Origin of the sequence: Streptoverticillium reticulum (assembly GCF_047456005.1) — a bacterium.
GTDB classification, from domain to species: Bacteria; Actinomycetota; Actinomycetes; order Streptomycetales; family Streptomycetaceae; genus Streptomyces; species Streptomyces reticulum.
The window spans coordinates 4613260-4640128 of record NZ_CP179755.1 but is presented as its reverse complement, the minus strand read 5'-3'; the positions used below and the strand labels follow the sequence as shown (position 1 = coordinate 4640128).

Annotated in this window: 22 protein-coding genes; 9 read left to right on the top strand and 13 right to left on the bottom strand. The window is 70.5% G+C overall.

All coding sequences use genetic code 11. The features are described 5' to 3' along the window. The first annotated feature begins 10 nt into the window (after positions 1-10). The 7 genes from ACMATS_RS21115 to ACMATS_RS21085 all read left to right on the top strand — a co-directional run bounded on the left by ACMATS_RS21115 (position 11) and on the right by ACMATS_RS21085 (position 9138). Positions 11-1948, top strand: coding sequence for a 2-oxoacid:acceptor oxidoreductase subunit alpha (locus ACMATS_RS21115; RefSeq protein WP_414168716.1), 1938 nt, complete (start codon positions 11-13; stop codon positions 1946-1948). Then, on the top strand, positions 1941-3029 hold the full coding sequence (locus tag ACMATS_RS21110) for a 2-oxoacid:ferredoxin oxidoreductase subunit beta (RefSeq protein ID WP_414168715.1): 1089 nt from the start codon (positions 1941-1943) through the stop codon (positions 3027-3029). The genes ACMATS_RS21115 and ACMATS_RS21110 overlap by 8 nt, the downstream gene beginning before the upstream one ends. A gap of 96 nt (positions 3030-3125) precedes the next feature. Continuing rightward, positions 3126-5135 (top strand): APC family permease, encoded by a 2010-nt coding sequence (locus tag ACMATS_RS21105; RefSeq protein ID WP_414168714.1) that lies wholly within the window; start codon positions 3126-3128, stop codon positions 5133-5135. A gap of 115 nt (positions 5136-5250) precedes the next feature. Beyond that, on the top strand, positions 5251-5835 hold the full coding sequence (locus ACMATS_RS21100) for a Uma2 family endonuclease (protein ID WP_414168713.1): 585 nt from the start codon (positions 5251-5253) through the stop codon (positions 5833-5835). Between the two features lie 275 nt (positions 5836-6110). After that, positions 6111-6965 carry a hypothetical protein gene (locus ACMATS_RS21095; protein WP_414168712.1) on the top strand — a complete coding sequence of 285 codons (855 nt, stop codon included), beginning with the start codon at positions 6111-6113 and terminating at the stop codon, positions 6963-6965. Positions 6966-7176: 211 nt separating this feature from the next. Continuing rightward, the gene (gene rarD / locus ACMATS_RS21090; RefSeq protein WP_414170755.1) at positions 7177-8136 is read left to right on the top strand and encodes an EamA family transporter RarD; all 960 of its coding nucleotides are present in this window, start codon (positions 7177-7179) and stop codon (positions 8134-8136) included. Positions 8137-8199: 63 nt separating this feature from the next. Then, a complete protein-coding gene (locus tag ACMATS_RS21085; RefSeq protein ID WP_414168711.1) occupies positions 8200-9138 on the top strand; it encodes a M28 family metallopeptidase in 939 nt (312 codons plus the stop codon). A 51-nt stretch (positions 9139-9189) separates the two neighbouring features. Here ACMATS_RS21085 and ACMATS_RS21080 read toward each other — a convergent pair whose 3' ends face one another. The 6 genes from ACMATS_RS21080 to ACMATS_RS21055 all read right to left on the bottom strand — a co-directional run bounded on the left by ACMATS_RS21080 (position 9190) and on the right by ACMATS_RS21055 (position 16390). Beyond that, complete coding sequence (locus ACMATS_RS21080) at positions 9190-10083, bottom strand: ABC transporter permease (protein ID WP_414168710.1); 894 nt, start codon at positions 10081-10083, stop codon at positions 9190-9192. Next, positions 10070-11008 carry an ABC transporter ATP-binding protein gene (locus ACMATS_RS21075; RefSeq protein WP_390780749.1) on the bottom strand — a complete coding sequence of 313 codons (939 nt, stop codon included), beginning with the start codon at positions 11006-11008 and terminating at the stop codon, positions 10070-10072. The genes ACMATS_RS21080 and ACMATS_RS21075 overlap by 14 nt, the downstream gene beginning before the upstream one ends. Positions 11009-11094: 86 nt before the next feature. Further along, a complete protein-coding gene (locus ACMATS_RS21070) occupies positions 11095-12381 on the bottom strand; it encodes a LolA family protein (protein WP_414168709.1) in 1287 nt (428 codons plus the stop codon). A gap of 219 nt (positions 12382-12600) precedes the next feature. Further along, complete coding sequence (locus ACMATS_RS21065) at positions 12601-13611, bottom strand: polyprenyl synthetase family protein (RefSeq protein ID WP_390780747.1); 1011 nt, start codon at positions 13609-13611, stop codon at positions 12601-12603. Between the two features lie 233 nt (positions 13612-13844). Further along, positions 13845-15047, bottom strand: coding sequence for an FAD-dependent oxidoreductase (locus tag ACMATS_RS21060; protein WP_390780746.1), 1203 nt, complete (start codon positions 15045-15047; stop codon positions 13845-13847). Between the two features lie 50 nt (positions 15048-15097). Next, complete coding sequence (locus tag ACMATS_RS21055; protein WP_414170754.1) at positions 15098-16390, bottom strand: ATP-grasp domain-containing protein; 1293 nt, start codon at positions 16388-16390, stop codon at positions 15098-15100. Positions 16391-16729: 339 nt separating this feature from the next. On the opposite strand from ACMATS_RS21055, the gene fahA reads away from it, so the two are divergent. Continuing rightward, the gene (gene fahA / locus ACMATS_RS21050; protein WP_414168708.1) at positions 16730-17905 is read left to right on the top strand and encodes a fumarylacetoacetase; all 1176 of its coding nucleotides are present in this window, start codon (positions 16730-16732) and stop codon (positions 17903-17905) included. Between the two features lie 81 nt (positions 17906-17986). Further along, positions 17987-18505: a hypothetical protein gene (locus ACMATS_RS21045; protein WP_390780744.1), complete on the top strand. Its 519-nt coding sequence runs from the start codon at positions 17987-17989 to the stop codon at positions 18503-18505. 79 nt (positions 18506-18584) lie between these two features. On the opposite strand, the gene nuoN is transcribed toward ACMATS_RS21045, so the two are convergent. From nuoN to nuoH, 7 genes are read right to left on the bottom strand one after another with little or no spacing between them, the layout of a single operon-like run. Beyond that, on the bottom strand, positions 18585-20249 hold the full coding sequence (gene nuoN / locus ACMATS_RS21040) for an NADH-quinone oxidoreductase subunit NuoN (protein ID WP_414168707.1): 1665 nt from the start codon (positions 20247-20249) through the stop codon (positions 18585-18587). Positions 20250-20263: 14 nt separating this feature from the next. Then, the gene (locus tag ACMATS_RS21035) at positions 20264-21868 is read right to left on the bottom strand and encodes an NADH-quinone oxidoreductase subunit M (protein WP_414168706.1); all 1605 of its coding nucleotides are present in this window, start codon (positions 21866-21868) and stop codon (positions 20264-20266) included. Positions 21869-21871: 3 nt separating this feature from the next. Beyond that, complete coding sequence (nuoL, locus tag ACMATS_RS21030; RefSeq protein WP_414168705.1) at positions 21872-23767, bottom strand: NADH-quinone oxidoreductase subunit L; 1896 nt, start codon at positions 23765-23767, stop codon at positions 21872-21874. A gap of 12 nt (positions 23768-23779) precedes the next feature. Then, positions 23780-24079 carry an NADH-quinone oxidoreductase subunit NuoK gene (gene nuoK / locus ACMATS_RS21025; protein ID WP_390780740.1) on the bottom strand — a complete coding sequence of 100 codons (300 nt, stop codon included), beginning with the start codon at positions 24077-24079 and terminating at the stop codon, positions 23780-23782. Next, a complete protein-coding gene (locus ACMATS_RS21020; protein ID WP_390780739.1) occupies positions 24076-24915 on the bottom strand; it encodes an NADH-quinone oxidoreductase subunit J in 840 nt (279 codons plus the stop codon). Before ACMATS_RS21020 ends, nuoK begins: the two co-directional genes overlap by 4 nt. After that, positions 24912-25523 (bottom strand): NADH-quinone oxidoreductase subunit NuoI, encoded by a 612-nt coding sequence (nuoI, locus tag ACMATS_RS21015; RefSeq protein WP_414168704.1) that lies wholly within the window; start codon positions 25521-25523, stop codon positions 24912-24914. Before nuoI ends, ACMATS_RS21020 begins: the two co-directional genes overlap by 4 nt. Next, positions 25516-26862: an NADH-quinone oxidoreductase subunit NuoH gene (nuoH, locus tag ACMATS_RS21010; protein WP_390780831.1), complete on the bottom strand. Its 1347-nt coding sequence runs from the start codon at positions 26860-26862 to the stop codon at positions 25516-25518. Before nuoH ends, nuoI begins: the two co-directional genes overlap by 8 nt. Between the last annotated feature and the right edge of the window lie 7 nt (positions 26863-26869).

Here is a 26869-nt window from a genome sequence, read left to right as displayed (position 1 = left end):
GTCCGAAGCAGTGACCAGCCAGGTCAGCAGCCCGGCCGGAGAGGCCGAATCCGCCGAGCCCCGCGGGGACTCCCCGCCCGGGGCGAACCCGGTCATCAAGGAGATCCGCCGGCTGGACCGGGTGATCATCCGGTTCGCGGGCGACTCGGGTGACGGCATGCAGCTCACGGGGGACCGTTTCACATCGGAGACGGCCTCCTTCGGCAACGACCTGTCGACGCTGCCGAACTTCCCCGCCGAGATCCGCGCCCCCGCAGGCACCCTGCCGGGAGTGTCCTCGTTCCAGCTGCACTTCGCCGACCACGACATCCTCACCCCGGGCGACGCGCCCAACGTGCTGGTGGCGATGAACCCGGCCGCGCTCAAGGCCAATCTGGGCGACGTGCCGCGCGGCGGCGAGATCATCGTCAACACCGACGAGTTCGCCAAGCGGGCGATGGCGAAGGTGGGTTACGACTCCAGTCCGCTGGAGGACGGCACCCTGGACGGCTACAGCGTCCACCCCGTGCCGCTGACGACGCTGACGATCGAGGCGCTCAAGGAGTTCGGGCTCTCCCGCAAGGAGGCGGAGCGCAGCAAGAACATGTTCGCGCTCGGTCTGCTGTCGTGGATGTACCACCGGCCGACCGAGAGCACCGAGGCGTTCCTGCGGAAGAAGTTCGCGAAGAAGCCGGACATCGCCGAGGCGAACGTGACGGCCTTCCGGGCAGGCTGGAACTTCGGTGAGACCACGGAGGACTTCGCGGTCTCCTACGAGGTCGCCCCGGCGACCTCCGCGTTCCCCGCGGGCACCTACCGCAACATCTCCGGCAACCTGGCACTCGCGTACGGCCTGATCGCCGCGGGCCGCCAGGCGGACCTGCCGCTCTACCTCGGCTCGTACCCGATCACCCCGGCCTCCGACATCCTCCACGAGCTGTCGAAGCACAAGAACTTCGGCGTGCGCACCTTCCAGGCCGAGGACGAGATCGCGGGCATCGGCGCGGCCCTGGGCGCGGCGTTCGGCGGCTCGCTCGCGGTGACCACCACCTCCGGCCCGGGCGTCGCCCTGAAGTCGGAGACCATCGGTCTCGCGGTCTCGCTCGAACTGCCGCTGCTGATCGTCGACATCCAGCGCGGCGGCCCCTCCACCGGCCTGCCGACCAAGACCGAGCAGGCCGACCTGCTGCAGGCGATGTACGGGCGCAACGGCGAGGCGCCGGTGCCCGTCGTGGCGCCGCGCACCCCGGCCGACTGCTTCGACGCCGCCATCGACGCAGCCCGCATCGCGCTCACCTACCGCACCCCGGTCTTCCTGCTCTCCGACGGCTACCTGGCCAACGGCTCGGAGCCGTGGCGGATCCCGGAGATGGACGAACTCCCGGATCTCCGGGTGCAGTTCGCCGTCTCCCCCAACCACGAGCTCGCCGACGGCACCGAGGTCTTCTGGCCGTACAAGCGCGACCCGCAGACCCTCGCCCGCCCCTGGGCCGTGCCCGGCACCCCGGGCCTGGAGCACCGCATCGGCGGCATCGAGAAGCAGGACGGCACGGGCAACATCTCCTACGACCCGGCCAACCACGACTTCATGGTCCGCACCCGCCAGGCCAAGATCGACGGCATCACCGTCCCCGACATCGAAGTCGACGACCCGGGCCAGGCCACCACACTGGTACTGGGATGGGGCTCCACCTACGGGCCGATCACGGCGGCCGTGCGCCGCGTGCGCGCCGCGGGCGGCACCGTCGCCCAGGCCCACCTGCGCCACCTCAACCCCTTCCCGGGGAACCTCGGGGACGTGCTGGGGCGTTACGAGAAGGTGGTCGTGCCGGAGATGAACCTCGGTCAGCTCGCCACCCTGCTGCGAGCGAAGTACCTGAAGGACATCCGCTCCTACACCCAGGTGAGCGGAATGCCGTTCAAGGCCGAGCAGCTCGCCGATGTGCTCAAGGAGGCCATCAATGACTGAGACGCTCTCGGAGGGCGTGTCCTCCGTCTCCTCCGTCGAGGCGCTCAAGCTGGTGCCCAAGGCCGAAGCCGCGCAGTCCATGAAGGACTTCAAGTCCGACCAGGAAGTGCGCTGGTGCCCCGGCTGCGGCGACTACGCCATCCTCGCCGCCGTGCAGGGCTTCATGCCCCAACTCGGCCTGGCGAAGGAGAACATCGTCTTCGTCTCCGGCATCGGCTGCTCCTCCCGCTTCCCGTACTACATGAACACCTACGGGATGCACTCCATCCACGGCCGCGCCCCGGCCATCGCCACGGGCCTGGCCTCCTCCCGGCGGGACCTGAGCGTCTGGGTGGTCACGGGTGACGGCGACGCGCTGTCCATCGGCGGCAACCACCTCATCCACGCCCTCCGGCGCAACGTCAACCTCAAGATCCTGCTCTTCAACAACCGGATCTACGGCCTGACCAAGGGCCAGTACAGCCCCACCTCCGAGGTCGGCAAGATCACCAAGTCGACGCCGATGGGCTCGCTGGACGCCCCGTTCAACCCGGTGTCGCTGGCGATCGGCGCGGAGGCCTCCTTCGTCGCCCGCACCGTCGACTCCGACCGCAAGCACCTCACCGAGGTGCTGCGCCAGGCGGCCGCCCACCCGGGCACCGCGCTGGTGGAGATCTACCAGAACTGCAACATCTTCAACGACGGTGCCTTCGAAGCGCTGAAGGACAGGCAACAGGCGCAGGAGGCGGTCATCCGCCTCGAACACGGGCAGCCCATCCGCTTCGGCACCGACGGCGCGAAGGGCGTCGTCCGCGATGCGGCCACCGGCGACCTGAAGGTCGTCGACGTGACGGCGGAGAACGAGACGCAGATCCTGGTGCACGACGCCCACACGGCGTCCCCCACCACCGCGTTCGCGCTCTCCCGCCTCGCGGACCCGACCACGCTGCACCACACGCCCATCGGCGTCTTCCGCAGCGTCGACCGGCCCGTCTACGACACCCTCATGGCCGACCAGCTGGAGGCCGCCGTCGAACAGCAGGGCAAGGGCGACCTCGCCACGCTCCTCGCGGGCAACGACACATGGACCGTCGTCGGTTAGTCCGTACCACTGCCGTGCTCCGGCCGGGCACCCGAATCGGGTGCCCGGCCGGGGCGTCTGACGGTGTTTCGGCCCGGGAACCGTTCTGATATGGCCATGGCCGACTCAAAAGCGCCCCTCGACGGGGACGGCGCACCCGTCGTCATCCGCGACCGGTTCGCCTACCGCGTCAAACGCCGTCTCCTCGGCCCCCCGCTCGTCACCGAGCAGCTCGCCGCGGAGAAACTCTCCAACCCCCTGGCACTCGGCGTCCTCGCCTCCGACTGCATCTCCTCCACCGCGTACGGCACCGAGGAGATGCTGCGCATCCTCGTACCCGTCGTCGGCGTGGCGGCCTTCACGCTGCTGATGCCGGTGACCGGCGCGATCCTGCTCGTCCTGCTCCTCCTGACGCTCTCCTACCGGGACGTCGTCTCCGTCTACACCCGCGCCGGCGGCTCGTACGTCGTCGCCCGCGAGAACTTCGGGCCGCGCATCGCCCAGATCGCGGCCGTCGCCCTGCTCGTCGACTACATCGTCACCGTCGCCGTCCAGACCGCCGCCGGGACCGACGCACTGATCTCCCTCGCCCACCTCGTCGGCAACGGCTACACGGGCATGGACCACCTCAAACTCCCCATCACCGTGGGCGTCGTGGTGGTCCTGATGTACGGCAACCTGCGCGGCATCCGCGAGGCGGGCAGAGCGTTCGCCGCCCCGGCCTACCTCTTCATGGTGGCCGTCGCCCTGATACTGGCCGTCGGCCTGGTCCGCGCCCTGACCACCGGCCTGCCGCACGCCAATGTGCACGCGCACGGCGCCATCCCGCTCGGCACGTCCGGCAGCGGCTGGCTGTACGGCACCTCGCTGTTCATGGTGCTGCGCTCGTTCGCCAACGGCGGCTCCTCGCTCACCGGCCTGGAGGCGATCTCCAACGGCGTCTCCGCCTTCCGCAGCCCGCAGGGCATCAACGCCCGCCGCACGCTGACCGCGATGAGCATCATCCTCGGCATCATGGTGCTGGGCGTCTCCACGCTCGCGCACTTCACGCACGCGATCCCCTACGTCGACGGCAACCCGACCGTCATCGCCCAGGAGGCCCACCTCATCTTCGGCAGCAGCTGGGCGGGCACGGCGGGCCTGGTGTACGTCCAGCTGGCGACGGCCCTGATCCTCTACACGGGCGCCAACACCCCTTTCACGGGCTTCCCGTTCCTCGCCAGCTTCGTCGCCGAGGACCGCTTCCTCCCCCGCCAACTGACCCGGCGCGGCCACCGCCTCGCCTTCTCCAACGGCATCATCTGCCTCACGGTCGTCTCCCTGGCGCTGCTCTTCGTCACGGGCAGCAGCGTGGACAAGCTCGTCGCGCTGTACGCCATCGGCGTCTTCACCGGCTTCACCATGGCGGCCGCCGGCATGACCGCCCACCACTGGCGGCTCGACGAGCCGTACCGCCGCATCAAGATCGGCGTGAACCTGGCCGCGGCCGTGACCTCCGCGATGGTGGTCGTGATCTTCGCGATCACCAAGTTCACGGAAGGCGCCTGGCTGGTGGTCGTGGTGTTCCCGATCGGCGTCTGGGCGCTGATCCGCATCAACCGCCAGTACCGCGAGGAGGCCGAGGCGCTGGAGAACGTCCCCACGTTCACGACGGACCGCCCGCGGTGGCGCCGGCACGTGGTGTACGTCCTCGTGGACGGCCTCGACCTGGCCACTGTCAAGGCCCTGCGCTACGCCCACGAGCTGCGCCCGGACGAGGTCCGGGCCGTCCACTTCATGATCGACGAATCGCGGGCCCGGCGCCTGGTGTCCCGCTGGGACGAGACCCCCGGCACGACGGTCCCCCTGGAACTCGTCAACTGCCCCGACCGCCGCCTGCGCCGCGCCGTGGCGGACCTGGCGGCCCGCACGACGGAGGACGGCACGACGGCCCTGACGCTGCTGATCCCACGGCGCACCCATTCGACGCCCCTGGGACGGCTGTTGCACCGCGACACGGGCAACGAGATCGCCCGCGTGCTGGAGCAACTGCCGAACGTGGCGGTGACGATCCTGCCGTTCGACGTGACACGGGCGATGGAGCTGTTGCGCTCCGCGCGGGGGGAGGAGTTTGAGGCAGATGTGTGAGGCGGCGGGGCGGTATGTCCGGCACGTCACCCGAACAGGGGAGTCATGAGGGGAAGGGCATCAGACCCCGCCGACGGTTCGGCAAAGCTGGTCTTCGCCTGGAAGGGAGGGCACCATGACGGTTATGGCCGAGCGCACATCTCACATGCTGGTGGAGGAGTTCGAGCAGATCGCCTCCACGGCACCCGAGACCGTCACGTTGGAGTTCATCAACGGACGGATCGAGGAGAAGCTGGTGGCGGACGGGGATCACGGGGAGATCATCATGTGGCTGATCCGGCAGTGCATGCAGACCCGCCCCGGCCTCAACCTGAATCCGACGCAGGGCTTGAAGGTCGGGGAATACCGCAAGGGCCGGGCCCGCCCGGACTGCGTCCTCGCACCGGTCGGCCACTTTGCCGGACAGGGGGAGTGGGCCGATCCAGACGGTGCCCTGATGACCGTCGAGATCACCTCGTTCGACGGTGACACCAACAACCGCGACCGGCTGGAGAAGCCGGCCGCGTACGCCGCCGCAGGAATCCCCGTCTATCTCCTCGTCGATCGCAACTCCTGCGAAGCCGTGGTCCACATCAACCCCGACCGGGAGAGCGGTTGTTACCGCGACATCCACCGCGCGCCCTTCGGTGAGCAGGTGATGCTCCCCGACCCGGTCGGCATCACGCTCGACACGGAGGCCCTCAAGAACTACGTCCGCTGAGGCCTCACACGTGCCGCGGGGGCGGCCCCTGATAGAAATTCCCGGTTACTTTGCACGCTCAACAAAACCGGGGGATATCAGTGGCCACCCCGCCGCAACCACAACCTCAGCCGCAACCTCAGCCGCAGCCGGGCCCGTTCCAAGGGCAGCAACCCGTTCAGCCGGGCTGGGGGCAGGCTGCCCAGGCCCCCAACCCGCACCTCTCCTGCCGGCTCTGTGGTGGCATACCCGCCGTCGACGCCACCGTGCGCGGGCACCAGGGCATCCTCATCGTGATGCGGTTCCTGAGCCTGCGCGGCCCTTTCTGCCGGAACTGCGGTACGGCCGTGCTGCGCGACATGACCGGGAAGACGCTGTGGCAGGGGTGGTGGAGTCCGATATCCCTGGTCGCCATCACCCCTTTCACGCTCATCTGGAATCTCACGGTCAGGGCCAAGCTGAACAAGCTGCCGCCGCCGGTTCCGGGGCAGCCCGGACCGCAGCTCGACCCGGGGGTGCCGCTGCGTCGACGACCCGTCGTGCTGGCGGCGTTGATCCCCGTCGCCTGGGTGCTGTTCCTGGTCTTCCAGATCGTGACCCACGCCGGGGATTCCTCGGCCGACGCGAGCGGCGGGAGCAGCAGCAGCGTGAGCGGCGGTCACCCGAACTCCGCGGGCGACGACAAACCGCAGAAGCCGCTGAAGCTCGGGCAGCCGAGCGCCGAGGCGCAGACCGTCGAACGCAGCGGAAAAGCAGGCAAGTTCACCATCACGCCGCAGAAGGTCGTCATGGGCAAGCCGTCGGATCTCGACGAGCTGAAGGACAAGGACAAGTACGCGGGCCGGACCATTGCCTGGGTGTACGTGAACGCCAAGCTCGTCGGCGGTGACGCACCGGTCCAGGGCCCCATGATCATGACCAGTGTGGGGACGCTCTCCGGAAGCGCTCCCGGCACCAAGCTGCTGGTCATGTTCGGCGATCTGAGCAGCAGGCCGTCGGACTGCAAGAGCGAGGACCTCGACGCCACCTGGCAGAAGGGCGACGAGCACACGCTCTGCACCCCCTACCTTGTGCCGGACGGGCAGAAGCTGACGACGGTGACGTACTCCCGGGGCTGGTACAAGGACCCGCTGAAGTGGACCGTGGATTAGCCGAGGTTCCGGCAGCGGAAACCCCGAATCCGAAGGCCTGAAATTCAGGGTTTCCGCTGCCGGAGGCGAGTGTCATGACCGTCACGCGAGACGCGAATGACATACCCCCGCCCACGGCGCTAACTTCGCTGGGTCGCATCCATCCACCGCCGCCCAGGGAGGGACCTTGACGTCGAACCCGCCGTCCGCACGGAGTGAGACCCGTACGGGCATGATCTGCAGCGTCGCCGCTTACACGATCTGGGGTCTCTTCCCGCTCTACTGGCCGCTGCTCAAGCCCGCCGGTGCGGCCGAGATCCTCGCGCAGCGCATGGTGTGGTCGCTCGTGGCCGTCGTCGCCGTGCTGGCCGTGACGCGGCACTGGGGGTGGATACGGCCGCTGCTGCGGCAGCCCAAACGGATCGGGATGATCGCGCTCGGTGCCGCCTTCATCTCCGTGAACTGGGCCGTCTACATCTGGGGCGTGAACTCCGGGCACGTCGTCGAGACGTCCATGGGGTACTTCATCAACCCCCTCGTGAGCATCGCCTTCGGCGTTCTCATCCTGCGCGAGCGGCTGCGGACCCTGCAGTGGGTGGCCGTCGGGGTGGGGGCGGCCGCGGTGGTCGTGATGACCGTGGCCTACGGCAAGCCGCCGTGGATCTCCCTCGCCCTCGCCGCCACGTTCAGCTCGTACAGCCTGGTGAAGAAGCGGGTCGGGCTGGGCGGGCTGGAGTCGCTCGCCGCCGAGACGGCGGTGCAGTTCCTGCCCGCGCTCGGTTTCCTCGTCTTCCTCGGGGCGCAGGGCCACAGCACCTTCACGAACCACGGCACCGGGCACGCGCTGCTGCTGATGTGCTCGGGCGCCCTCACCGCGGTGCCGCTCATCTGCTTCGGCGTGGCCGCCGTGCGACTGCCGCTCACCGTGATCGGGATGGTGCAGTACCTCGCGCCGGTCTTCCAGTTCGCCCTGGGGCTGGCCGTCTTCCACGAGGCGATGCCGGCCGAGCGCTGGGCGGGCTTCGCCCTGGTCTGGCTGGCGCTGGCGCTGCTCGTCGGGGATGCGCTGCGGACGGCGCGGAAGGCGCAGGTCGCGTTGCGCCGTGCGGAGGAGAAGGCCACGGCGTCGTCCGAGTCCCCCGCCACCACACCCTCCGATAAGCGGAATTCGGTGTCCGAAATCCGCTCTTGACGCACGTCAGGGGGGCCACCCAGCATCATGCTCACGTCAAGCACTGAGTTGGGAGCCCCCCACATGCGTCCCAGAAACCACCTTGCTGCGGCGTTGCTCGCCGCTGCCCTCATCGGCTCGTCCGCCGTACCAGCCTCCGCGACGCGACCCGCAACGGCCGCCGACGCGCCCGGGATACCCGTCGCCAACATCAAGGCCCATCTCAACCAGCTCCAGTCCATAGCCGACGCCAACGGCGGCAACCGCGCCCACGGGCGCAGCGGCTACAAGGCCTCGCTCGACTACGTCAAGAGCAAGCTGGACGCGGCCGGATACACCACCACCGTCCAGCAGTTCACGTCCAACGGGTCCACCGGCTACAACCTCGTCGCCGACTGGCCGGGCGGCGACGCCAACCACGTCGTCTTCGCCGGCGCGCACCTCGACTCCGTCAACCGCGGCCCCGGCATCAACGACAACGGCTCCGGCTCGGCCGGCGTCCTGGAGGTCGCCCTCGCCGTCGCCCGCTCCGGCTACAAGCCGGACAAGCACCTGCGGTTCGGGTGGTGGGGAGCGGAGGAGCTCGGGATGGTCGGCTCGACGAACTACGTCAACAAGCTGTCCGGCGCCGACCGTTCGAAGATCGACGAGTATCTGAACTTCGACATGATCGGCTCGCCGAACCCCGGGTACTTCGTCTACGGGTACGACTCCCGTCTGCAGGGGCTCTTCGAGAACTGGTTCGCGGCGAAGAACATCGCGACCGAGGTCGATCACGAAGGGGACGGGCGGTCCGATCACGCGCCCTTCCAGGACGCCGGGATTCCCGTGGGCGGTCTGTTCAGCGGGGCCGACTACATCAAGACCGATGCGCAGGCCGCCCAGTGGGGCGGGACGGCGGGGCAGGCGTTCGACGCGTGCTACCACCAGTCGTGCGACACGTCGGCGAATCTTGACGACACCGCGCTCGGAACCAACACGGCGGCCATCGCCTCCGCCGTGTGGAAGCTGAGCGGTTCGTAAGCCCGTAGGCCCGTAGGCCCGTGAGGGGGTTGCCCGGCCCGGCAACCCCCCTTACGCCGTCACGTCCCGCGTCGTGAACCTCGCCCACGCCGCCGAACCGAACACCGCCGCGTACAGCGCCTGCAGCCCCAGGTTCCGGAGCAGCTGTTCGCCCCACACCGGGTCCCGCAGCAGGTCCGCAAAGCTCTGCCAGTAGTGCGGGAAGAGGTACGGCTGCACCGCGTGCAGCTGCGGGAACTGGTCCAGGATCTGCACCGTGATCAGCAGGCCCACCGTCGTCGCCATCGCCGCGATGCCGCTGTCGGTGAGCGTCGAGACGAACAGGCCGAGCGCCGCCAGGCCCGTCAGCGACACCGCCACGACGCCCGCGATCGCCAGGGCCCGCAGCAGGCCGTTCCCGAAGGACACCGTCGTCCCGCTGATCAGCGTCACGTCGCCCAGCGGGAAGAGCAGCGCCCCGACCGTCAGGGCCGACACCGCCACCACGAGCGTCGCCGCCAGGCAGAAGACCAGCGTGGAGGCGTACTTGGCGAGCAGCAGCCTGGTCCGGCCCGCGGGGGCCACCAGCAGGTAGCGCAGGGTGCCGGCGGACGCCTCACCGGCGACGGAGTCGCCCGCCACGACGCCCACGGCCATCGGGAGGAAGAAGGGGAGCGTCACTGCCAGCGACGTGAAGACCAGGAACAGGCCGTTGTTGGTGACCTGGTTGATGAAGGCGGGGTCTCCCCCGCCTCCGCTGCTGCCGCCGCCCCGTCCCGTCTCCATCTTCACCGCGATGCCCACCAGCACCGGCACCCCCGCCAGCACGCCCAGCAGCGCCAGGGTGCGCCAGCGCCGGAACACGGTGAGGGTCTCGTTGCGGAAGAGGGAGAGGCTCCACAGGGGGTTCGGGCGCCCGGACCGTATCGACAGCACCTCGGTCTGCGACACCTCAGCCTGCGACATCGAAACCCTCCCCGGTGAGTGCCACGAACGCGTCTTCCAGCGACGCCCGTTGAGCGCCGAAGGCCCGTACCCGGACGTCCGCGCGGACCAGTGCGGCGTTGAGGTCCGCCAGGTCGGCAGCGGGCAGTTCGCCCGTCACGCGGTCGTCGGTGACCACGAGGTCGTTCACACCGTGCTCCTTCAGGACGCGCACGGCCTCGGCCGTGTCGGGCGTGGTGACGGACAGCCGGCCGCGCGCGGAGGCGGCCAGTTCGGCCACCGTGCCCTGCGTGAGCAGCCGGCCCTGGGACATCACCGCGACGTGCGTGCAGACCTGCTCGATCTCGTCCAGGAGGTGGGAGGAGAGGAAGACCGTGGTGCCCTCGGCGGCCAGGCCGCGCACCAGGGTGCGGATCTCGCGCATGCCCTGCGGGTCGAGGCCGTTGGTCGGCTCGTCCAGCACCAGCAGCTCGCGCGGCTGCAACAGGGCTGATGCCAGGCCGAGTCGCTGCTTCATGCCGAGCGAGTACGCCCGCGCCTTCTTGCCCGCGGCGGCCGCGAGGCCCACCCGGTCCAGCGCCGCGCCGACCCGGGCGGCCCGGGTGCGGGGGTCCGCGGCGGGGTCGGCGGCGTCGAACCGGACGAGGTTGTCGCGGCCGTCGAGGAAGCCGTAGAGCGCGGGGCCCTCGATCAGGGCCCCCACCCGGGGCAGCACCCGCCGCCCCGCCTTCGGCATCGGCTCGCCGAGGACCCGCGCGACGCCGGACGTCGGCTCGATCAGGCCCATGAGCATGCGGATCGTGGTCGTCTTCCCGGAGCCGTTGGGGCCGAGGAAGCCGAAGACGCTGCCGCGCGGCACGACGAGGCCGAGGCCGTCGACGGCCGGGCGGCCGCGGCCGTAGCGCTTGGTGAGCGCGTGTGTCTCGATCACCGGTTCCGGCTCCATGGCCGCTCCCCCCTGTTCCCTTCACCGACGCGCACGTCACCCCGGCCTGGCGTCGGCCGGGGTGACGATCAGGGCCGACGCCCGGCCTACTTGGCCGCGTTCGCCGCCTTGACCAGTGCGTCCTTGGAGACCGCCCCGACGTAGACCCTGCCGTCGTCCGTCATCAGGGCGTTGACCACCCGGGTGCTGAAGACGCGGCCCGAGCCGAAGTCGCCCGTCACCTTGGTGCCGAAGCTGTCCAGGAGCTTGGAGGCGTCGCCGTTCTTGTCGGCGCCCTGGCTCTTGCCCTTGCCCGGGACCGCGGCCTTGTCGCCCTTGAACTCGGCGATGGACGCCCAGCCCTTGCCGATGACCTTCGAGCCGCCCTGGTGGCCGGCGCCGCCGGTCAGGCCGTCGAGGCCGTTCATGCCCTCGGGGAGCCTGCCGCCCTTCTCCTCCTTGTCGCCGCCCTTGCCGCCCTTGGCGTCCTTGCCGGCCTCGGTCACCTTGGCGCCCTTGGGCGGGGTGAACGAGAAGGTGTCCGCCGCCGGCTTGCCGAAGTCCACCTTGGTGAACGAGGCGTCGACCACGGCCTTGCCGCCGCCCTTCGGCGCGAGCGTGAACTTCAGCGGCACACCGTTCTTCGCGTCCACCGCGATGCGGATCGAATCCACCGTCGTCTCGGACTGCTTGGGCTTGATCAGCAGCTGGTAGGCGTCCCGCCCGGCCACCTTCGCCGTGCCGTCGACCGTGACCGCCGTGGTGTCGTCCGCCGCGGCGAGGGCCTTCTTGGCCATCTCCTGCGGCGAGGCGTCCTTCACGTCGCCGGGCATCCCGCCGTGGGGCCCCTTGCCGCCGTGCTGCTCCTGCTGAGCCTTCGAGTGGTAGGCGGTGTTGCTCGCGCTGTCGTACGCCCAGACCTGGTCGCCGTTGCGGACGACGCTGTACTCGGCGGACTGCTCGACGATCGACAGCCGCTGCCTGTCCGGACCGTCGGCGGCCACGCGCAGCGTGTGCGTACCGGAGGCGAGTTCGGTGAGCTTGGCCTGCGGGGAGGCCCCCTCCTTCGCCTTGCCCTTCGTGTCGCCGCCCATCGAGAGCCCCGAGGGCAGGGCGGGCAGGCCGAGATCCGTGCTGATCTTGACCGTGCCCGACATCTGCTGGGTGTCCGACGCGGCCATCTTGGCTATGAGGTCCTGCGCGCTGATCTTCGGAAGGTCGGGGGCGCCGGAGCTCGCGAGGGCGGAGCCGATTCCGATGGCCGACGCGGCGACTCCCGCCACCACGACCGGCACCGCGTAGCGGACGGCCTTGCGGCGGCCCGTGGCCCCGCCGGGCAGGGTGCCCGCGCCGTCGGCGCCCTCGGCCCCTGGTGTCGGCTGGATCCGTGCCATGTGCTCTACCTCCGTCGTCTGCGGCGGTCTTGTGCGACTGTGCACGTCATGCACCGTGTCCGCACCGAAGGCTCAACAGTGGCCCGACCGCTCGGTGGTGGGGACGTCTTCCATTCCACCAAAGCGGCCGTGGACGGTCATCAGCCGACGGGATCAACTCTGCGTACGTCTCGGGTATGACGCTGCATGAGAACGAGCCCGCCATGCGGCGGAACGCGGTCAGCCCGCGCGGTGCACCACGGCGTCGCACAGCTCCTCCAGCGCGGCCTTCGCCGGGCAGGCGGGCAGCGGCGACAGGATCGCGCGGGCCTCCTGCGCGTAGCGCACGGTGTCGCGCCGCGCCTGCTCCAGCGCCGGGTGGGCGCGCAGCCTGCGCAGCACCTCGGCGTGGACCGCATCGTCGGTGAGGTCGCCGTCGAGCAGCGCGCACAGCTCCAGGTCCTCGGGCGCGCCGGTGGCCGCGGCGTGGGCCCGCAGGTGCAGCACGGGCAGGGTGGGGATGCCCTCGCGCAGGTCCGTGCCGGGCGTCTTGCCGGACTCGTGGGAGTCGCTGGCGATGTCCAGGACGTCGTCGGCGAGCTGGAAGGCGGTGCCGAGCCGCTCCCCGTAGTGGGTGAGGATCTCGACGACGCCCTCGTCCGCGCCGGACATCATGGCGCCGTAGCGGCCGGAGACGGCGATCAGCGAGCCGGTCTTGCCGGCGATGACGTCCAGGTAGTGCTCGACCGGGTCGCGCCCGTCGCGCGGGCCCGCCGTCTCCAGGATCTGGCCGGTCACCAGGCGCTCGAAGGCCTCGGCCTGGATGCGGACGGCTTCCGGGCCCAGATCGGCGAGTATCCGCGAGGCGCGGGAGAAGAGGAAGTCGCCGGTGAGGACGGCCACCGAGTTGTCCCAGCGGGAATTGGCGCTGGCCACGCCGCGGCGCACGGCGGCCTCGTCCATGACGTCGTCGTGGTAGAGCGTGGCCAGGTGGGTGAGCTCGACGACGACGGCCGAGGGCACCACGCCGGGGGCGTACGGGTCGCCGAACTGCGCGGCGAGCGACACCAGCAGCGGCCGGAACCGCTTGCCGCCGGCCCGGACCAGGTGCTGGGCGGCCTCGGTGATGAAGGGCACGTCGCTCTTGGTGGCCTCCAGGAGGCCCTCCTCGACGGCGGCCAACCCGGCCTGGACATCGGCTTCAAGAGCCTGGTCCCGCACGCTCAGCCCGAAAGGCCCGACGACGGTCACGAGGGGTACTCCTGTCTGCCTGCGACTACGGGGTTTGTCGATGTGTCGCTGTCTCCACCGAAAGTCAGCGTATCCGGTCGGCTGTCGATCACCCTCGGCGCCCGTCCTTTCCGGCCCGGCCGTCCGGTGGCGCGATCCTTTCGCTCACCGCCGGGGAGCGGCTCCGGCGCCCGGCCACGCAAACGCCGGACGGGCCTGAAACTGCCCGTCCGGCGTCCCTGGATGCGGGTCTGCTACAACGCCGCCACCGCCCGCGCGAGGCGCGGCGATGCGTACTCCGTCCCGCACACGAACCGCATCACCGGCCCGTAGCTGGCCGCCGCGGGCAGCCCGGTGAAGAAGAGCCCCGGTACCGAGGACCGGTATCCGGCCCCCAGCCGCGGCCCGCCCGCCGCCACCGTCAGCCGGGCGCGCAGCCCGGCCCCGAGGAAGTCGAGCGCGCCGATGTCCACGCGGTAGCCGGTGGCGGCGATGACGTGGTCGGCGCGCATCTCGCTCCCGACGCCCCCGTCACCCGTGAGCGTGAGCACCGCGCGGCCGTCCTCCGTCCGGGCCCCGGTGATCCGCCGCCCCTCGCTGACCCGGACGCGGCCGACGAACCGGTCGCGCAGCCACCAGGCCCCCAGCGGCCCGAGCACCCGGTGCACCAGGAACCTCCGGGTCGGCGGGGGCAGATGGCGGAAGCGGTCCGCGTGGTACGAGAAGGCGTACAGCGACCAGGCGCGCCCGAAGGGGGTGTCGGGCTTCAGCGGCGACTGCCCGTCCGGCGCCGCCCCGAAGCGCACCGCGCCCCGCCGGCGGGCGACCACGCGCACGGCTGCGGCCCCCGCGTCGGCCAGCAGCACCGCGGTCTCCAGCGCGGACTGGCCGGCGCCGACGACCACGACCTCGCGCCCCGCGAAGCCGGACAGGTCGCGGTGCTGGGAGCTGTGCGAGAAGGCGGCGCCCGGCGCGGGCCCGTCCGGTGCCGCCGCGGCCAGTTCGGGCGGCAGGTGGGCCAGGCCGCTCAGCCCGGTGGCGACGACCACCGCACGGGCGGCGAACTGCTCGCCCGAGTCCAGTTTCAGCTCGAAGCCGGAGCCGTGGTCGCGCCGCTCGACGGACACCACGCGCACCTGCTCCAGCGCGGGCACCAGCCGCTCCTGGAACCACAGCCCGTACCGGGCGAAGGTCTCGACGGGGATGACGTCCCAGTCGGACTCGTAGCGGCCCTCTCCCGTGTCCAGGCAGAAGTCGGACAGCGTGTGCCCGGGCTGCGGGGCGTCGATACTGGAGGCGACCGGGGTGGATTTCAGCAGCATCCCGGCGGGCATGTGCTCGCGCCAGCTCACCATCGGGGCGCCGAAGACCCGCGTGGGGACGTTGCGCGCTTTGAGGTGGGCCGCGGTCGAGAGGCCGTACGGGCCGGCCCCGATGACTGCTACCGGAAGTGTCACGTGCTTCCCCTCCAGGGCGTTCCTCGCTCCAGGGCCTCGAAGGCCAGGGGCTATCGGGCGGACTGCTCGGCTGACCGGTCGGCGGTCTGTTCCCCGGCCGCCGCGGCGGCGGCGCGGCGCCGGGAGCGCCACAGCTGCCGCAGGTGCCGGACGCCCGGCCGTACGAACCGGGCGAGCATGGTGAAGAAGGGCTTGATGTCGTCGCGGGCGGCCCACGCCAGCTCGGTGCCGTTCGCGCGGGCGGGGGCGTGCGGGGTGGTGTAGCCGCTGCGGCGGTACGCGGCCAGGGCGGGCAGGTCGATGTTCTCGACGACGAAGCGGCGGCCCGTGAGCTGCTCGCCCTCGGGCACCTTGCGGCCGGTGAGGTCGAGGTGCTGGGCGCGGACGACGTCGATGCCCGCCTCGTTCTCGAACATGCGGAACTGGGCGCCCATCCGCGGGTTGAAGTCCAGCAGCTTGTACTGCCCGTCGCGGCGGTCGAAGCGCCAGTCCAGGTCGATGATCCCGCAGAAGCCGATGCGCTTGATGAACTGCTCGGCCATGGCGGCCAGTTCGGGGTTGTCGACGATGTAGGAGTTGGCCGTCATGCCCGCGTGCGGCGGCCAGGAGCGCACCTTCACCCCGGTGAACAGCGCCAGCGGCGCGGACTCGGCGTCGAAGTAGGCGTGGACGATCCAGTCCTCCGCCTCCTCGCGCGGCAGGTACTCCTGCACGATCACGCCGGGCTCCGGCCCCCACTCCCGGGCCAGGTCCAGCAGTTCGCGGGGGCCGCCGATGCGGGTCGTGCCGTGCACGGCGGGCCGGCGGCGCCGCTCGAAGGCCTCGCGGTTCTTGGCGACCACGGGGAAGCGGGCGACGGACGCGTACTTCTCGATCTCCTCGAACGAGTCCGGGAACAGCGTTGCCGGGGTGGGCACCCCGTGCTCCGTGCACAGCTCGTGCAGGCCCTGCTTGCTCGCGAGTCTGCGGGGCAGCCCCTGCTCGACCGGGGGAAAGAGGAACGTGCCGGAGAGCCGGTCGGCGTGTTCGGCGATGAGAACGGCCGCCTCCTCGTCCGTGGGCACCAGCACCGCGGGCCTGCCGATCCGCCGCCCGATCCCGAGCAGGCCCGTGACCAGATCCTCCGCGGGCTCGGTGCCCGTGGTGGGCCAGACGAAGCCGGCGGTGAGATAGCGGGAGAGCGCAGCGGGGGTCCAGCGGTCCTCGGTGATCGCGTACATCGGGACCCCCAGCCGGCCGAGGCTGCGGATCGCACCCACCCCGCCGTGGTGCAGGGGATAGTCGCCGATCTTCACAATCAACCCTGGTACGGACCGGTCCGCCGCTACGGGCGCGCGCCTGATCGCCACCAGCACCCCCCTCGGCCACCCAGCCTCAGCGGCCCCCCAATGAGTGTGACCCGACTTAGGACGCTACTTCGGAATCGCCGCCTCCAGCAAGGAGTTACCGGACATTGCTCCCCCTTTAGTCAGCGATCGGGCGCCCCTCGAACACCCCTTGCCCTGCGGCATTCACCACGCTGCACATTCCCGGGGGACAACCCCCGGACCCCCGGCCCGGAACCACAGGCAGGCGGGATCACGCCCCTGGCATTGCAAGGCGAGATCAGTAAGGTGTGGACCGGCCCCCAGGGGCCGAACCGGAGCGTCCGGACGTCCAGGAGAAGGCGAGGCAGCATCACCATGCACGTGCAGAGCCCCAGCGAGCTGTCCGAAGGCGACCCCTTCGGCGCGGCCACCCTTCCGTACGGCATCTTCAGCACGCCCGACGCGCCCGACCGCCCCCGCGTCGGCGTCCGCTACGGCGACCACGTCCTCGACGCGGCGGCCGCGGCGGCCGCTCACGGCTCCGTGCACGCGGAGCTGCTGGCGCAGCCCACGCTCAACGCGCTGATGGCCGCCGGGCGTCCGGTGTGGGAGGCCGTACGGCGGGAGATCCGCGGCTGGCTGCAGGAGCCGTACTTCCTCCCCCTGGACGGCGTGACGCTCCACCTGCCGTTCGAGGTCGCCGACTACGTCGACTTCTACGCCAGCGAGCACCACGCCACCAACGTGGGACGCATCTTCCGCCCCGGCATGGACCCGCTCACGCCCAACTGGAAGCACCTGCCCATCGGTTACCACGGGCGCGCGGGCACGGTCGTGGTGTCCGGCACCGACGTCGTGCGCCCCCAGGGCCAGCGCAAGGCCCCCGACGCCGAACTGCCCTCCTTCGGGCCGTCGTTGCGCCTCGACATCGAGGCCGAGGTCGGCTTCGTCGTCGGCACCCCGGCACCGGCCGGAACCCCCGTGACGATCGGCGAGTTCCGCGAGCACGTCTTCGGCGTCTGCCTCGTGAACGACTGGTCGGCGCGCGACGTCCAGGCGTGGGAGTACGTGCCGCTCGGCCCGTTCCTCGGCAAGTCCTTCGCGACGTCCGTCTCGGCGTGGATCACCCCGCTGGAGGCCTTCGACACGGCACGCACGGCGCCGCCGGAGCGTACGTACCCGCTGCTGCCGTACCTGGACGACAGCGCGGCCGAGCCGGGCGGCATCGACCTGCGGATCGAGGTGCGCATCAACGGAGAGGCCGTCTCGCGGCCGCCGTTCGCGTCCATGTACTGGACCGCGGCCCAGCAGCTGGCCCATATGACCGTCAACGGCGCCTCGTTGCGCACCGGCGACCTCTACGCGTCCGGCACGGTGAGCGGCCCCGAGCCGGACCAGCTGGGCTGCCTGCTCGAACTCACGCAGGGCAAGGGGCCGTACCTCGCGGACGGCGACGAGGTCGTGCTGACGGCGTGGGCGCCGGGCGCCGACGGCGCTCGCATCGGACTGGGCGAGGTCAGGGGGCGCATCCTCCCGGCGCGCACGGCGTAGCGACGGGCCCGGGGCACGTACCGGAGTCACGCTGCTAACTTGTCGTGTCCAGTTCCACCGAGGACAACAGAAGGGCACGCAGTGCGCAAGGCAGTACAGATCACGGGGGCGGCGTGCATCGCCGCTGTGCTGATGACGGGTTGCAGCAGTAGCAGTGACGGCGGCGGTGACAAGAAGGCGGACGGCGACAAGGCCACCGCCAGCGCCCAGCCGGCTGCGCCGGGCAGCAACGCCCCCGCCCCGGACCCCGGTTCCAACAACAAGGCCGACGCCGCCGCGCTCAACGGCGGCTGGGCCGACCTCAAGTCGCCCGACGGCGCCGTCGGCCTCTACATCAGCGGCACCAAGGCCGCCGTCGTCAACGGCACCCACAAGTGCAGCGGCGGCATCAACCAGGCCAAGCCCGCTGCGCTCGACCTGACCTGTGCCGACGGTGACACCAAGCGCACGCACGGCACGGTCGAGAAGGCGGATGGATCGTCGCTGACGATCTCTTGGGCGTCCGGCACCAAGGAGACCTTCACCAAGGCCGGGGTGCCTGGCGGCGCCTCCGGGGGGCAGATGCCTCAGATGCCGGACCTCAGCAAGATCGGGCACTGAGCGGGTCGTTCTTCGACTGCCGGCCGGATTGGGCTGATCGCGCAGCTCCCCGCGCCCCTTACGGGCGCGGGGAAACCGCTCAGCGCACGAACGTCCCCGCCTGGCCTGCCAAGTCCAGGAAGTACTGCGGCGCCACGCCCAGGACCAGGGTCACCGCCACTCCGATCGCGATCGCCGCCGACGTCAGCGGGCTCGGCACCGCGACCGTCGGGCCCTCCGCCTTCGGCTCGCTGAAGAACATCAGCACGATCACCCGGATGTAGAAGAACGCGGCGATCGCGGACGCCACCACACCCACGATGACCAGCGGCGCCGCCCCGCCCTGCGCCGCTGCCTTGAAGACCGCGAACTTCCCCGCGAACCCGCTCGTCAGCGGAATGCCCGCGAACGCCAGCAGGAACACCGCGAACACCGCCGCGACCAGCGGCGAACGCCGCCCGAGACCCGCCCACTTGGACAGGTGCGTGGCCTCACCGCCCGCGTCCCGCACCAGCGTCACCACCGCGAACGCGCCCAGCGTCACGAAGGAGTACGCGGCGAGGTAGAACAGCACCGAGGAGACACCGTCGGGCGTCACCGCGATGACACCGGCCAGGATGAAGCCCGCGTGCGCGATGGACGAGTAGGCCAGCAGCCGCTTCACGTCCGTCTGCGTGACGGCGACGACGGCGCCGATCAGCATCGTGACGATCGCGACGCCCCACATCACCGGCCGCCAGTCCCAGCGCAGGCCCGGCAGCACCACGTACAGCAGCCGCAGCAGGGCGCCGAAGGCGGCGACCTTCGTCGCCGCCGCCATGAAGCCCGTCACCGGCGTGGGGGCGCCCTGGTAGACGTCCGGGGTCCACATGTGGAACGGCACCGCGCCGACCTTGAACAGCAGGCCCATCAGCACCATCGCGCCGCCGGTCAGCAGCAGCGCGTCGTTGCCCATGGTCGCGGCGAGGGCCGGGTCGACCGTCGGCGTCGTGCCGCCGACGACCTGGGCGATGCCCGCGTAGGTGACCGTGCCGGCGTAGCCGTAGAGCAGCGCGATCCCGAAGAGCAGGAAGGCCGAGGAGAAGGCGCCGAGGAGGAAGTACTTGACGGCCGACTCCTGCGAGAGCAGCCGCTGGCGGCGGGCCAGCCCGCACAGCACGTACAGCGGGAGGGAGAAGACCTCCAGGGCGATGAAGAGCGTCAACAGGTCGTTGGCGGCGGGGAAGACGAGCATGCCCGCGACCGCGAAGAGCAGCACCGGAAAGACCTCGGTGGTGGTCAGGCCCGCCTTCACCGCCCTGCACTCGGCGTCGCCGCCGGGCACCGCGGCGCCCTGGGCGGCGAAGGAGTCCACCGGGCGGCCGTGCGCTGCCGGGTCGAGCCGACGCTCGGCGAAGGTGAACACCGCGATCAGGGAGACGAGAATGATCACGCCCTGCAGGAACAGTGCCGGACCGTCGACGGCCAGCGCCCCCATGGCCGCGATGTGCGCCTTGTCGGTGCCGTAACCGGCGGCGGCGAGGGCGACGACGGCGGCGAAGGCCGCGGCCAGCCCGACGACGGCGAGGGCGACTTGGGAGGCGTAGCGGGCACGGCGCGGCAGGAACGCCTCGACGAGGACGCCCAGGACCGCGACGCCGAGGACGATCAGCGTCGGGGACAGCTGGGCGTACTCGATGTGCGGGCCGGGGATCTTCCGCGGCGCCTCGGCCGCCGCACTTGTCCACAGGCTGTGGACAGTGTGCGCGGCGTGGACGGCTGGCACGGATGCCGGGTGACTCACTTCGCGGCCTCCACATCGTTCGCGTGCACGGGGGGCTTGGGGTCGGTCCGGTCCAGCTGCGCCATGGTGTGCGCGACGGCCGGCTCGATCATCCGGGTCAGTGGCTTGGGGTAGACGCCGAGGAACAGCAGCAGCGCGATCAGCGGTGCCACGACGGCCAGTTCGCGCACCCTGAGGTCCGGCATGCCGCGCACGGGCTCGCGCACCGGGCCGGCCATGGTGCGCTGGTAGAGCACGAGCACGTAGAGCGCGGCCAGCACGATGCCGACGGTCGCCACCACGCCGACCGCCGGGTAGCGGCTGAACGTGCCGACGAGCACCAGGAATTCGGAGACGAAGGGCGCCAGGCCCGGCAGGGACAGCGTGGCCAGACCGGCGACCAGGAAGGTGCCGGCGAGGACCGGCGCCACCTTCTGCACGCCGCCGTAGTCCGCGATGAGCCGCGAGCCGCGGCGCGAGATCAGGAACCCGGCGATGAGCATCAGCGCCGCCGTGGAGATCCCGTGGTTGACCATGTAGAGCGTGGCGCCGCCCTGCCCCTGGGTGGTCATCGCGAAGATGCCCAGGATGATGAAGCCGAAGTGCGAGACCGACGCGTAGGCGATCAGCCGCTTGATGTCCCGCTGGCCGACGGCCAGCAGCGCGCCGTAGAGGATGCTGATCAGCGACAGCACCAGGATCGCGGGCGTCGCCCACTTCGAGGCCTCGGGGAAGAGCTGGAGGCAGAAGCGCAGCATCGCGAACGTGCCGACCTTGTCGACCACCGCGGTGATGAGCACGGCGACCGGGGCCGTGGACTCCGTCATGGCGTTGGGCAGCCAGGTGTGCACCGGCCACAGCGGCGCCTTCACCGCGAAGGCGAAGAAGAAGCCGAGGAACAGGGCGCGTTCGGTGACGGTCGCGAAGTGCAGCCTGCCCGCGGCGCGCGCCTGGAGGATCTCCTGGAGGGAGAAGGTGCCGGTGCCCAGCTGGTGGGCGGTGACCGCGTACAGCCCGACGACCGCGGCCAGCATGATCAGACCGCCGGCCAGGTTGTAGAGCAGGAACTTGACGGCGGCGTACGAGCGTTGGGCCGCCGCCTCCTCCTCGGACCGCTCCCCCGCCCGGTCCCCGAAGCCGCCGATGAGGAAGTACATCGGGATGAGCATGGCTTCGAAGAAGATGTAGAAGACGAACACGTCGGTGGCCTCGAAGGCGATCACCACCATCGCCTCGACCATCAGGATGAGCGCGAAGAAGCCCTGTGTAGGCCGCCAGCGCTTCGAGTGCGTCTCCAGGGGGTCGGCATCGTGCCAGCCGGCCAGGACGACGAAGGGCACCAGCAGTGCGGTGAGCGCGATGAGCACCACCGCGATGCCGTCGACACCCAGCTCGTACCGCACCCCGAAGTCCTTGATCCAGGCGTGGGATTCGGTGAGCTGGAAGGGCCCTTGCGCATGCGGGTCGAACTGCGCCAGCTGCACGCCCGCGAGGCCGAGCGTGGCGAGCGAGAAGGCCAGCGCGAGCCACTTGGCGGCGGTGCGGCGCGCGGCGGGGACCGCCGCCGTGGCGACCGCGCCGAGCGCGGGCACCGCCGCCGTGACCGTCAGCAGAGAAGTCATGGCTTATACCGCCCTCATCAGCAGGGTCGCGGCGATCAGCACCGCCGCGCCGCCGAACATCGAGACCGCGTACGACCGCGCGAAGCCGTTCTGCAGCCGGCGCATCCGGCCCGACAGCCCGCCGACGGAGGCGGCGGTGCCGTTGACCACGCCGTCGACGAGCTTGTGGTCGACGTAGACCAGGCTGCGCGTGAGGTGTTCGCCGCCGCGCACCAGCACGACGTGGTTGAAGTCGTCCTGCAGCAGGTCGCGCCGGGCCACCCGGGTGAGCAGTGTGCCGCGCGGCGCCGTGACGGGCACGGGCGCGCGCCCGTACTGCTGCCAGGCGACGGCGGCGCCGACCACGAGGACGACCATGGTGGCCGCGGTGACCTGCCCGGCGCCGACCGGCGAGTGGCCCTCGGCGTGCCCGGTGACGGGCTCCAGCCACTTCAGGAAGGTGCTGTTGATGCTGAACAGGCCACCGGCGAAGACCGATCCGACGGCGAGGAGGATCATCGGGACGGTCATGGTCTTCGGCGACTCGTGCGGCTGCGGCAGGTTGCCGTCGGCATCGGGCTGCCAGCGCTTCTCGCCGAAGAACGTCAGGAGCATCACGCGCGTCATGTAGTACGCGGTGATGGCCGCGCCCAACAGGGCGGCGGCGCCCAGGATCCAGCCCTCGGTGCCGCCCTTGGCGAAGGCGGCCTCGATGATCTTGTCCTTGGAGAAGAAGCCGGACAGGCCCGGGAAGCCGATGATCGCGAGGTAGCCGAGGCCGAACGTCCAGAACGTGACCGGCATGTACGTCCGCAGGCCGCCGTAACGGCGCATGTCCACCTCGTCGTTCATGCCGTGCATCACCGAACCGGCACCGAGGAAGAGCCCGGCCTTGAAGAAGCCGTGGGTGACCAGGTGCATGATCGCGAAGACGTAGCCGACCGGGCCGAGCCCCGCGGCGAGGATCATGTAGCCGATCTGGGACATCGTCGAGCCCGCCAGGGCCTTCTTGATGTCGTCCTTCGCGCAACCGACGATCGCACCGAAGAGGAGCGTGACCGCGCCGACCGTCACCACGGCCGTCTGCGCGTCCGGCGCGCCATTGAAGATCGCGGAGGACCGGGTGATGAGGTACACCCCGGCCGTCACCATCGTGGCCGCGTGGATCAGGGCCGAGACGGGCGTCGGGCCCTCCATCGCGTCCCCGAGCCAGGACTGCAGCGGCACCTGGGCCGACTTGCCGCACGCACCGAGCAGGAGCAGCAGCCCGATGGCCGTGAGCTTCCCCTCGCCGGCCTGGTCCGCGTGGGCGAAGACCGGGGCGAAGGCGAAGGTGCCGAAGGTGGTGAACATGACCATGATCGCGATCGACAGGCCCATGTCGCCGACGCGGTTGACGAGGAAGGCCTTCTTCGCGGCCGTCGCCGCGCTGGGCTTGTGCTGCCAGAAGCCGATCAGCAGGTAGGAGGCGAGGCCGACGCCCTCCCAGCCGGCGTAGAGCAGGAGGTAGTTGTCGGCGAGGACGAGCAGCAGCATCGCGGCGAGGAAGAGGTTGAGATAGCCGAAGAAGCGCCGCGGCCGCTCGTCGTGCGCCATGTAGCCGACCGAGTAGAGGTGGATCAGCGAGCCCACACCCGTGATCAGCAGGACGAAGGTCATCGACAGCTGGTCGAGGTGGAAGCCGACGTCCGCCCGGAAGCCGCCGACCGGCACCCAGCTGAACACCGTGACGTCCAGCGCCCGGTTGTCGCCCTTGCGGCCCAGCATGTCGGCGAAGAGCCACAGACCGAGCACGAAGGACACGGCCGCGAGCCCGGTGCCCACCCACGGCCCGCTGCGATCGAGCCTGCGCCCGCCGCACAACAGCACGCCCGCGCCCAGCAAGGGCGCCAGGACGAGCAATCCGATGAGGTTCTCCACGTCTGCGTCCCCTTACAGCTTCAGCAGGCTGGCGTCGTCGACCGAGGCCGAGTGGCGGGAGCGGAAGATGCTCACGATGATCGCGAGGCCGATCACGACCTCGGCGGCCGCCACGACCATCGTGAAGAAGGCGATGATCTGGCCGTCGAGCGTGCCGTGCATCCGGGAGAAGGTGACGAACGCCAGGTTGCACGCGTTCAGCATCAGCTCGATGCACATGAAGACGACGATCGCGTTCCGCCGGATGAGCACTCCGGCCGCCCCGATGGTGAACAACAGGGCCGCGAGGTAGAGGTAGTTGACCGGGTTCACTTGGCGGCTCCCTGTCCGTGCGCGCTCTCCTCGCTGCGGCCGCTCTCCAGCCGGTCCTGCGCGCGCTGCTCCAGCGCGGCGAGCTCGGCGAGGGCCTCGCCGGACACGTCGCGGACCTGGCCGCGGGCGCGCAGCGTCGGGCTGACGGTGAGCTCGGACGGCGTGCCGTCGGGCAGCAGGCCGGGGACGTCGACCGCGTTGTGCCGGGCGTAGACGCCGGGTGCGGGGAGCGGGGGGACCTGCGTGCCCGCGCGGACGCGCGCCTCGGACCGCTCGCGCTGGGTGGCGGCGCGCTCGGTGCGCTCGCGGTGGGTGAGCACCATCGCGCCGACGACCGCGGTGATGAGCAGCGCGCCGGTGAGCTCGAAGGCGAAGACGTACTTGGTGAAGATCAGTGCCGCCAACCCCTGGACGTTTCCGCTGGAGTTGGCCTGGCCGAGCCCGTTGAACCGGTGCAGTGAGGCGTTGGCGATGCCCGCGGCGAGCAGGATGCCGAAGCCCAGGACGCACAGTCCGGCGAGCACGCGCTGGCCCTTGATGGTCTCCTTCAGAGAGTCCGCCGCGGTGACGCCGACCAGCATGACGACGAAGAGGAACAGCATCATGATCGCGCCGGTGTAGACGACGATCTGGACGATGCCGAGGAAGTAGGCGCCGTTGGCGAGGTAGAAGACCGCGAGGACGATCATCGTCCCGGCGAGGCACAGCGCGCTGTGCACGGCCTTCCTTATCAACACCGTGCCGAGCGCCCCGGCCACGGCGATCACGGCCAGGATCCAGAACTGCACGGCCTCACCGGTGGACGTGGACGAGACGGCGTCCGCGAGGGCGCTCATGCGTCCGCCCCCTCTTCCTCGGCCTTTTCGCCCTTGGACACCGCGACCTGCCGGACCGTGCCCGGCGCGGCCTCCGTCACCAGCCCCCGGTAGTAGTCCTGTTCGGTCATGCCGGGGAAGATCGCGTGCGGGGTGTCGACCATGCCCTCCTCAAGGCCGGCCAGCAGCTGCTCCTTGGTGTAGATCAGCGACTCGCGGCTCTCGTCGGCCAGTTCGTACTGATTGGTCATCGTCAGCGCGCGCGTGGGGCACGCCTCGACGCACAGGCCGCACAGGATGCAGCGCAGGTAGTTGATCTGGTAGACGCGGCCGTAGCGCTCGCCCGGGGAGTAGCGCTCCTCGTCGGTGTTGTCCGCGCCCTCCACGTAGATGGCGTCCGCCGGGCAGGCCCAGGCGCACAGCTCGCAGCCGATGCACTTCTCCAGGCCGTCGGGGTGCCGGTTGAGCTGGTGGCGGCCGTGGAAGCGCGGCGCGGTCGGCTTCTTGTACTCCGGATACTGCTCGGTGAGCCGCCTCTTGAACATGGCCTTGAAGGTCACGCCGAAGCCGGCCACGGGGTTCTGGATGGGGGTCCGGGGGGCTTCCCCCCGGGAAGGTACGTCAGACACCGTCACCCGCCTCCTTTCCGTCACTCAGAGTGTCCACCCCGCCACTGACAACGAACTCCCGCTCCTGGCGCGGCCGTCGGCGCGGCACCGGCGGCACCTCCTGGCCGGGCAGCGGCGGCACGGGGAAGCCGCCCGCCATCGGGTCGAACGGCCCGGGCTCCGGCCCCGCCGTCCCGGCGGGCACCCCGCCCGCGTGCTTCCCGCCGCCGTCCCGCTCCCGGAAGACGTCGACGAGGAAGGACAGCAGCAGCACCGCGAGCACCGCGCCGCCGACGTAGAGCACGATGTCCTGGAAGTCGTAGTTCTCGTTCCGCAGCGCCCGCACGGTCGCGACCAGCATCAGCCAGACCACCGAGACCGGGATGAGCACCTTCCAGCCCAGCTTCATCAGCTGGTCGTAGCGCACCCGGGGCAGCGTGCCGCGCAGCCAGATGAAGAAGAACAGCAGCACCTGGACCTTGATGACGAACCACAGCATCGGCCACCAGCCGTGGTTCGCCCCCGGCCACACCGCGGAGAGCGGGTACGGGGCCTGCCAGCCGCCCAGGAAGAGCGTGGTCGCCACGGCCGAGACCGTGACCATGTTGACGTACTCGGCGAGCATGAACATCGCGAACTTGATCGACGAGTACTCGGTGTTGAAGCCGCCGACCAGGTCGCCCTCGGACTCCGGCATGTCGAACGGGGCCCGGTTGGTCTCGCCGACCATCGTCGCGATGTAGACGAGGAAGGAGACCGGCAGCAGCAGGACGTACCAGCGGTCGTGCTGCGCCTCGACGATCGTCGACGTCGACATCGAGCCGGAGTAGAGGAAGACCGAGGCGAACGCCGCGCCCATCGCGATCTCGTAGGAGATCATCTGCGCGCAGGAGCGCAGCCCGCCGAGCAGCGGGTAGGTCGAGCCGGAGGACCAGCCGGCCAGCACGATCCCGTAGATGCCCACCGAGGCGACGGCGAGGATGTAGAGCACCGCGATCGGCAGGTCGGTGAGCTGCATGGTGGTGCGGTGGCCGAGGATCGAGATCTCGTCGTGCGCGGGCCCGAAGGGGATCACGGCGATGGCCATGAACGCGGGGATCGCGGCGACGACCGGGGCCAGCACGTAGACGACCTTGTCCGCGCGGCGGACGACGACGTCCTCCTTGAGCATCAGCTTGATGCCGTCGGCCAGCGACTGCAGCATGCCCCACGGGCCGTGCCGGTTGGGGCCGATGCGCAGCTGCATCCAGGCCACGACCTTGCGCTCCCAGACGATCGAGAACAGCACGGTGACCATGAGGAACGCGAAGCAGAACACGGCCTTGACCAGCACCAGCCACCACGGGTCGGAGCCGAACATGGACAGG